7 protein-coding genes are annotated in these 9,121 nt (G+C 43.0%); 3 read left to right on the top strand and 4 right to left on the bottom strand.

Translation table 11 applies throughout. The features are described from left to right. Position 1 precedes the first annotated feature (1 nt). Complete coding sequence (locus AC1DQW_RS13255; protein WP_477454514.1) at positions 2–2,560, top strand: ABC transporter permease; 2,559 nt, start codon at positions 2–4, stop codon at positions 2,558–2,560. 5 nt (positions 2,561–2,565) lie between these two features. After that, complete coding sequence (locus tag AC1DQW_RS13260; RefSeq protein WP_477454515.1) at positions 2,566–3,249, top strand: arylesterase; 684 nt, start codon at positions 2,566–2,568, stop codon at positions 3,247–3,249. A 318-nt stretch (positions 3,250–3,567) separates the two neighbouring features. Here the strand turns inward: AC1DQW_RS13260 and AC1DQW_RS13265 are convergent, their stop codons facing one another. The 4 genes from AC1DQW_RS13265 to AC1DQW_RS13280 all read right to left on the bottom strand — a co-directional run bounded on the left by AC1DQW_RS13265 (position 3,568) and on the right by AC1DQW_RS13280 (position 7,434). Then, complete coding sequence (locus tag AC1DQW_RS13265) at positions 3,568–4,662, bottom strand: SIR2 family protein (protein ID WP_477454516.1); 1,095 nt, start codon at positions 4,660–4,662, stop codon at positions 3,568–3,570. Between the two features lie 10 nt (positions 4,663–4,672). Next, positions 4,673–4,906, bottom strand: a complete 234-nt coding sequence (locus AC1DQW_RS13270) for a hypothetical protein (RefSeq protein ID WP_477454517.1) — start codon at positions 4,904–4,906, stop codon at positions 4,673–4,675. Positions 4,907–5,277: 371 nt separating this feature from the next. Next, positions 5,278–6,555, bottom strand: coding sequence for a serine hydrolase domain-containing protein (locus AC1DQW_RS13275; protein ID WP_477454518.1), 1,278 nt, complete (start codon positions 6,553–6,555; stop codon positions 5,278–5,280). Between the two features lie 189 nt (positions 6,556–6,744). Next, positions 6,745–7,434, bottom strand: a complete 690-nt coding sequence (locus AC1DQW_RS13280; RefSeq protein WP_477454519.1) for a hypothetical protein — start codon at positions 7,432–7,434, stop codon at positions 6,745–6,747. Positions 7,435–7,694: 260 nt separating this feature from the next. Here AC1DQW_RS13280 and AC1DQW_RS13285 point away from each other — a divergent pair, with 260 nt between their 5' ends. Beyond that, a complete protein-coding gene (locus tag AC1DQW_RS13285) occupies positions 7,695–9,005 on the top strand; it encodes a PQQ-dependent sugar dehydrogenase (RefSeq protein ID WP_477454520.1) in 1,311 nt (436 codons plus the stop codon). The last annotated feature ends 116 nt before the right edge of the window (positions 9,006–9,121 follow it).

Here is a 9,121-nt window from a genome sequence, read left to right on the forward strand (position 1 = left end):
TATGGGTATCGATCCGGTTAATTATAAAAGAAAAGTAAACATAAGCTGGCTGTTCAATATGGCCTGGCGCGATAGCAGGAAAAACCGTTCAAGATTATTTCTCTTTATATCGGCCATTGTGTTTGGGATAGCCGCGCTGGTGGCCATCTACTCGTTCAGGTATAATGTGCAAAGCGATGTAAACGGGCAGGCTGCTACGCTCATAGGTGCCGATCTATCGGTATCGGGCAATAAACCTGTGGATCCAAAACTAAAACACATCCTTGATTCTTTGGGAGACGAAAGATCAACCGAACGCAGCTTTGCCTCCATGGCCTACTTCCCCAAAACCAAAGGCACAAGACTGGTACAAATAAGGGCTTTACAGGGCGATTACCCCTACTACGGCGTCATTGAAACTACACCAGAGGCAGCTGGAAAGGCTTTCAAAAAAGCGAAAGCCGCCCTGGTTGATAAAACGCTGATGCTGCAATTTGGCGTAAATGTTGGCGATTCGGTACGGGTTGGGAAAGAGATGTTCCTGATTGCGGGCACACTGAACAAAGCGCCGGGGCAAAGCGGGGCCATGGCGGGGATTGCTCCTGTGGTTTACATCCCTATGCAGTACCTGGAGCAAACCGGGCTCATGAAAACCGGCAGCCGGGTTAACTATATTTTTTATTATAAATACAACCATAAGGTTGATATGGGCAAGCTTACCAAAAAGCTCGGCCCTATAGTAGACAAAGCCGGCATGGGCTATGAAACCATTGAAATGCGCAAGGAAAATACCGGTCGCGCCTTTGGCGATTTAGGCAGATTCCTGTCGCTGGTTGGGTTTATTGCCTTACTGTTGGGTTGTGTTGGCGTTGCCAGTGCTATCCATATTTATGTGCGCGAAAAAATTGCTTCCATTGCCATTATGCGCTGTTTGGGCGTTAAAGCATCCGAAGCATTTTTAATTTACCTGGTACAGATAGCTGGCATTGGGCTTATCGGTTCCGTAGTGGGCGCAGCATTGGGTACAGCTATTCAGCATTTACTGCCAATAGTTTTTAAAGACTTCTTGCCGTTCACCATTTCTGTAGAAATTTCATGGCTGGCTATTTGGCAGGGTATTTTGTTAGGGGTTATCATCTCTATCCTGTTTGCCCTACTGCCGCTAATATCCGTACGTAATATATCGCCATTGAATACCTTGCGCATGTCTTTTGATGAAACGGGCAGCAAGCGCGATCCTTTGCGCTGGTTGGTTTACCTGTTGATTGTAGGATTTGTTGCAGGTTTTACTTACCTGCAATTAGATAGCTGGCTGGGGAGTTTATTCTTCACACTTGGCATCCTGGTGGCTTTTATGATACTGGCGGTTGTAGCCTGGTTACTTATGCGGGTAATGAAACTGCTTATCAACAGCAGGTGGAACTATTTATGGCGACAAGGCTTTGCCAATTTATACAGGCCAAATAACCAAACGCTTATCCTGATGGTTTCCATCGGACTAAGCACAGCTTTTATTTGCACCCTGTTTTTTATCCAGAGCATCCTTATTAGCCAGGTAAATTTGTCAAACAGTGCTAATCAATCCAACATGATATTGTTTGATATCCAAAAAAGCCAAAAGAATGCCGTTGCCGATTCAACGCGCAAACAAGGTTTGCCGGTATTGCAGCAGGTGCCAATTGTTACTGTACGATTAGAACAGGTCAACGGAAAAACCGCTGCCGATGTAATGCGGGATACTACCATCCAGATTCCTCATAGTGTTTTTACCTGGGAGTACCGGGTAACCTTCCGCGATACACTTTCGGCCTCCGAGAAGCTTTTAGATGGCACCTGGATAGGTAAAGCAGAGGCGGGCAAGGATATACCGGTATCGGTAGAAGAAAACCTGCAGAAACGCGCTCACCTCAAAGTGGGCGATAAACTGGTATTTAACGTGCAGGGCGTATCGATGCCTGCTTATGTAGCCAGCATCCGTAAGGTAAACTGGGGCAAGGTACAAACCAATTTCCAGGTGGTGTTCCCTACCGGAGTTTTGGAAGATGCACCACAGTTCCAGGTACTGCTTACGCATGTACCATCAAATAAAGTATCGGCTAAATTTCAGCAGGCAATAGTAAAACAGTTTCCCAATATTTCTATTATCGACCTGGGCCTGGTATTAAGTATCCTGGATGAATTATTAGGTAAGATCAGTTATGTTATCCGTTTCATGAGTGCGTTTAGTATTATTACCGGCATTGTAGTTTTGATAGCTTCGGTACGCATCAGTAAATACCAGCGGATACAGGAAAGCGTTTTGCTGCGAACCCTGGGCGCAAGCCGAAAACAGATTTTTGCTATAACCGCTTTGGAATATTTGTTTTTAGGCAGCTTATCGGCCTTAACGGGAATCCTGATAGCAGTTGCAGGAACCTGGTTCCTTGCAAAATACAGCTTCGAAATCCCTTATGCTGTAAGCTTTATACCGGCTTTTGTATTATTTTTAGTCATCGCTATACTAACCGTTGTAATCGGCTTGTTAAATAGTCGTGGCGTATTAAACAAACCACCGTTAGAAATATTGAGGGCAAACGCTTAATTATTATGCACAAACTAAAATTAACATACCTGCTGCTTTTTGTAAGCATTGTATTATCTGCCTGCGGCGAAAAAAACAAACCGGCTTCCCCTACTTCGGGCCAGGCCGATACTACTACCAGGGCCGATGCAACGGCAGTAAAAACTGTTTTGTTTTTTGGCGATAGCCTTACAGCCGGTTACGGTTTGGATGATCCTTCGGATGCTTTCCCCGGTGAGATCGCCAAAAAGATCGATTCGCTGAAAATGCCTTACAAAGTGATTAATGCCGGCGTAAGCGGCGAAACATCTGCAGGCGGCAATAGCCGGATAGATTGGACATTAAAGCAAAAGGTTGATGTTTTTATACTGGAATTGGGCGCAAACGATGGTTTACGCGGTATCCCGCCTAACGAAACTACCAAAAACCTGCAATCCATCGTAGATAAGGTAAAGGCCAAATATCCTGAAGCGAAACTGGTAATGCTGGGCATGCAGGTACCCCCTAATATGGGTGCCGATTATGTGAATAAATTTAAAGCCGTATTCCCGGCAATTGCCGCAAAAAACAAAATGACGCTGGTACCCTTCCTGTTGCAGGGAGTAGGCGGTCACCCGGATCTGAACCAGCCGGACGGCATCCATCCGACAGAAAAAGGCGCCAAAATAGTAGCTAATAATGTTTGGAATGTTTTAAAGGGGCTTTTATAAGAATAAACAGATGGTCGTGACGTTTTGAAATTTGTCAAATGACGTTTAAAAGGTTTGTCATCCTGAACAGAGTGAAGGATCTATTTACAGACTGTGCAGGGCGAAGAGGCATGCGAATAATAGATGCTTCACTGCGTTCAGCATGACAAATGCTTGTTTTCCAAGTTTGTCATCCTGGGGAACGAAGGATCTATTCGCAGACTATACAGGGCGAAGAAGCAAGGCGAATAATAGATGCTTCACTGCGTTCAGCATGACAAAAAGTTTTTATTGAAAAAACATCATAAGTGACGTAGTGAAGCTTGACAAAAGGCTCGTTTAAACCGCCTTCCGCACTTTTTGAGATTTAGATAGATAATCCTCCAACCCTAATGATGAATAATTTATAGCATTGCCAAATAAGTTAACATAACTTGATTTTGGTTTTTCATCTTTTAAAACCACATCAACCTCTAATTTATTTTTCTTTTGCCGCCCGTTAAGGCCACGCATAATTATGGATTTAATGGCAAGATCTTCGGATGGTAAAGAATAACCTATAAAAATAAGTTTATCTGCATTCCGGATGGCTTCCATAGCCGATTTCCAGATCTGTAACAGGTTTGAATCCCTGATATCTCTTACAAAAGAAGGGGTAACCATGACGCTTTTTAAGGTAAGCGAGTTATTGCAAACGCATGTATTATCCATCTTTTTTTTGGTTAGGTGTGCCTGGTGCAAAATGCTTCCATAAGGATTTATATAGTATTGCCCGCAATAATCGCACTTTACCCAGTTAAGCGAACCATGAAGCTTAAAGTATTTAAAAAGCGGCCGGCTTTGCTGAAACTCTATTTCATCAGTATGTACGCTTCTATAATTAATGCCGTAATCAATCCTGTTATTTTCGGCTGCATTAACAAATTGCTCATCAATAATTAAATCATAATTAGTAGTAATTATACTTACCGTGCCATTTTTCTTTTCCAGCTTTATGGGGTCAAAAAACAATGGAAGCAATTTCTCCTCGCTTTTTGAATAATCTGTTAAATGATAAGCTATCAGTAATTCATCAACAGCCCTTTTCAACAAAGCCTGAAAATCCCTGAGATTTCTTTCGTTAAGTTTGGGGTGCGGTGGCATGCCGTGTAAGCAGCAATGATCAACAAATGATAAAACCTCGGTTATATTGGGGATATCCTGGTTTTGATTTAAATTATTTTTTTTGAAGTTCTTTAACCCGGGATAAATCAGGTACAGGTATTGCAAAAGTTTTTCTTCCTGCTCCCATTCTTCATCTGTTTTGGTTTCTCCTAATTCAAACAGGTCGTGTTTCAAAAGCTTTGACAATATCTCGGGCATAATCTCGCCGGTAAGTGGATATCCAAAGCTTTTACTGAAACCAGCACCCAAAAAATAAACTACGTCTTTCATCACGCAACTTTTATATCCTCTTTAAATAGTTAATGGCTTTATCAGCAACAATTAATAACCGGAATGTTTTGAAACCTGCCTGATAAGCTGGAACCATGTAAGCAAAATGGATAAGCTTACCTGAGTATACAATACCTGCATCAGGCAGGGTTCCGGTTAATGTTATTCCACCCGGTGGAATTTGGTTCTGAGAAGAGGAATATTGTCGCGGTTGATCTCCTTGCAGAGAGATTGAATTTTCCATAAATATTAAAAATAACGTTTCGGCTAAAAAGTATTTCTTTGCTTTGATATTTTGCTCTCACAGTCTCTCAAAAGAAGACCTTGAGGTACCATGCAGGTTGAATTTGCATAGTTTTATACCTGGCAAGCGGCCCGGAATCTTCCTTTTTCAAAAAGATCCAACCGGGCTCATTAAATTATTAATCACAAACTTAAAATCAGTTACTTATATCGATATAAATATACCTCAAAGGATATAAACCACAATAGGTGTTTTCACCGTAATTCTAACCGTAGTTTTACGGAACTACAAAATAGGAGCAGGTACTATGCAGGTGAAATTTGCAAGGTTTTATACATGAAAGTGTCTTAGGGTATCCCTCAGTCTACAACTTAATCAACCAAAGCCTGGTACACCATAACCCGAAACTTATCCTGTATGGCATTATGAGGCAACGGCCAGTTCTGTAAAAACAGCAGGCATACCAGGTGCTCTTTGGGGTCGACCCAGTAAAGGGTTCCATAAAACCCACCCCAGGCAAAAGAACCTTCACTTACGCCCAGCTTTTTTGAACCTGTTTCTGAAGTAATGCCAAAACCCAACCCAAACTTATCTTTTTCTGCATTGAGGTACAGATCGCCGATTTGGTTGGTGGTCATGAGCTGAACCGAATGGCGGGACAGTAAACGCTGCCCATTGTAAACTCCTCCATTCAGCAACATTTGTAAAAAAACGGCATAATCCTTAATAGTTGAACTTAAACCCGCCCCTCCGGCATAATAAGTACCGTTAACGGTTGGATAATTGACATTTAATCCCGGGAAAAATGAATCATTCAATTTAATAAGGCGGCCCTGATTATCAGGCGTATAAACGGCTACCAATCTGCTTTGCTTTGCTGCCGGGATATAAAAATAAGTATCCTTCATACCCAGCGGTTCAAAAATCCGCTCTTTAAAAAACTGGTCTAAACTTTTGCCCGATATTCGCTCTACCAGGTAACCCAGCACATCTACGTTTAAGCCATAGGTCCAGCGTTCGCCTGGTTGGTGCACCAATGGTAAAGTTCCCAGTTTGTTAATAGAGTTAGCCAGCAATATCTTATCGGTAACAAAACCGGCCTGAATACCTGCTTTGGCATAAATGGCGTTTACCCGGGGCGAACCAATCTGGGCATATCCTATGCCTGATGTATGTGTAAGCAGATCGCGGATGGTTATTTCTCTTTTGGCCGGAATAGTGGTGTAAGTTGTATCCTTTGAATTATAAGTATCTATCACCTTTGGATGGGCAAACGTCGGGATATACCTGGAGATGGGATCATCCAGTAAAAATTTGCCTTCTTCAAAAAGCATCATCACTGCTACACTGGTAATGGCTTTGGTTTGTGATGCAATGCGAAATATAGCATCATTGTTCATCAGCTTTTTTTGTTCCAGATCTGCAGCGCCGAATGATTTATTATAAACTATCTTACCATTACGGGCTATCAATGCCACCGCTCCGTTTACATAACCCGAATCGATGTTTTGTTCAATCATGTTGTCAATCCGCTGCAGCCTTTCAGCAGAAATTTTTTCACTTGCCGGCGTCCCCGCCTGCAATGCACCCTGTGCAAAAACATCACCTGCAAGGGCTATGAATAATATAAAAGTGAAGATCTTTTTCATTCCGGGAATGAGGTTTATAATTGAATACAAAATAAGATTTTTTTAGGATAAATCCGAGGGAAAACTTACTAAAACAGAGAATATTTATGATTTTTTTTACACAAAAAAAGATCGCCCATAACAGGCGATCTTATCATTTATATATATTGGAGTATTAATAGTTATTACATAATTACCAGTAATTATTACTTAGTGGCGTACACCAAAACCTCCGCGGTTATCGGCAAAACGTTGTCCATCGCCACGGTTGCCGTGGTCCCGGCCACCCCAGTTGCCCTGGTTATGTCCGTTGCCTTGGTTTGGCCTGCCACCCCAGTTTCCACGATCACGCCCATCATTTGGCCTGCCGCCCCAATTGCCACGGTCATTATTCCTGTTGCCTCTGTCCCATCCACGGTTATCGCGGTTTTGGTGGGCATATCCTCCATCATATCTTCTTTCAAAACGGTGCCCCCAGTTACCGCGGTCGCCATTATAACCACCCCATCTTCCCCTGTAAACATCATGGCGTAAATATGGGCGATAGCCGCGTACTTCGTACCTTACTGAGGTACGCCAGTTATAGTTACGGTATGCGCCGGGTAGGTAAGCACGGGTTACCCAGTTGTTACCATCGTTATAGTAGTAGCAGTGTGCTGCAGGGGCGTAATAAGCTTCTACTTCGGGCAGGTAATAATAATCATCACCATCGTAGTTATAATTTACCTGTGCATCGTCATCATAAACCGGTTGTTCCTCTACTACCACGGGGCGTGGAGCCGGAACGTAAACGCGGCGGGCAGGGATATTAAAACCTACATGTACAGATACTTGTGCGTCGGCTTTACCGGCCATTAAACCGCTTATTGCTATTGCTGATAATATGGCTATCTTTTTCATTTTGTTAAATTTTATACAGTTAGGACGGCTATACCCTGCAATGGTTTAATCCCTTATTGCTATCTATGTCTAAACAGCTATATATCAATATTTAATTTTTCCGTTCAGTTTAAAAATGAAATTTAATTCCGACCGGTTAATGGGCCAGATGAATTACCTGTTTAAAAAACTACAAATGCATCTGTGTCATACAATTACTACAAAACAGATTTCGGGATTCACTGTATATTTATTTAATTTGATAACCAACAATCTTTACCATGAAAAACAGGAATTTATTTTCGGCATTGCTACCTACTGTGGCAATAACCGGCTGTATGTTATTTTTTACCGCTTGTAAAAGCGGCGGACCTGCTGATAAAAAAAGCGGCGACTCCACCGGTACAGCTACTACCAACAATGCAGGACTTAAATTACCCGCCGGATTTGCTGCTGCTGCCATTGCCGATAATTTGGGCGGTACAAGAGAGATAGCAGTTACTCCGCAAGGCGATATCTATGTAAAACTAACGGGCGCAAAAAGTGGCAAAGGCATTTTATTTTTACACCAGGATGGCGATAAAGCTACGGTAAAAACAAGCTTCGGCGATTTTAGCGGCACCGGTGTTTATGTAAAGAATGGCTACCTGTATGCATCATCCGACGTGGAAGTTTTCCGTTATAAACTGAATGATAAAAACGAGGTGATTAACCCCGGTCAGCCCGAAAAAATTGTTACGGGCCTAATAAGCCGTAACGAGCATGAGGCAAAAGCTATTACTTTAGATAATGATGGCAACCTGTATGTTAATATTGGCGCTTACTCAAACGCATGCCAGGTAGAGGACCGTAAAAAAGGTTCGCCGGGCCAAAAGGGCTGTCCTATTTTAGATTCGGCAGGCGGGATCTGGCAGTTTAAGGCCGATAAGCCTAACCAGCATTATGGCGACGGCGTGCGTTACGCAACCGGCCTGCGTAATGTGGTTGGTATGGACTGGAACCAGCAAAACAACCAACTTTTTGTAATGCAGCATGGCCGCGATCAGTTACACGACTTGTTCCCTGAGTATTTTACCACCAAACAATCTGCTGAATTACCTGCCGAGTGTATGTACGCCATTAAAAAAGGCGATAACGCCGGCTGGCCTTATATGTATTACGACCAGCAGCAACATAAAAAAATATTAATGCCGGAATATGGCGGCGATGGCAAAAAAGAAGGCGGAGAAACTGCTATTGATCCTGCGGCTGCGTTCCCCGGGCACCTTGCCCCTAACGGGTTGTTGTTTTATACTGGCAGCCAGTTCCCAGAGAAATATAAAAATGGCGCTTTCATTGCTTTCCATGGGTCATGGAACCGCGCACCCGAACCACAAGCCGGTTATTTTGTAGTTTTTCAACCGTTTAAAGATGGCAAAGCAAGCGGCCAGTGGGAAATATTTGCTGATGACTTTGCAGGCAGCGCGGAAAAAGCAGCATCCGGCCGGGCCGAGCACCGCCCCTGCGGACTTGCCCAGGGCCCCGATGGCTCCCTATATGTAACCGACGACAGTAAGGGAACTATTTATAAGATAAACTATAAAAAAGGCTAAAGGCTAAAGGCTAAAGGCTAAAGGCTAAAGGCTAAAGGCTAAAGGCTAAAGGCTAAAGGCTAAAGGCTAAAGGCTAAAGGCTAAAGGCTAAAGGCTAAAGGCTAAAGGCTAAAGGC

This window comes from Mucilaginibacter sp. P5_A4, assembly GCF_056400605.1.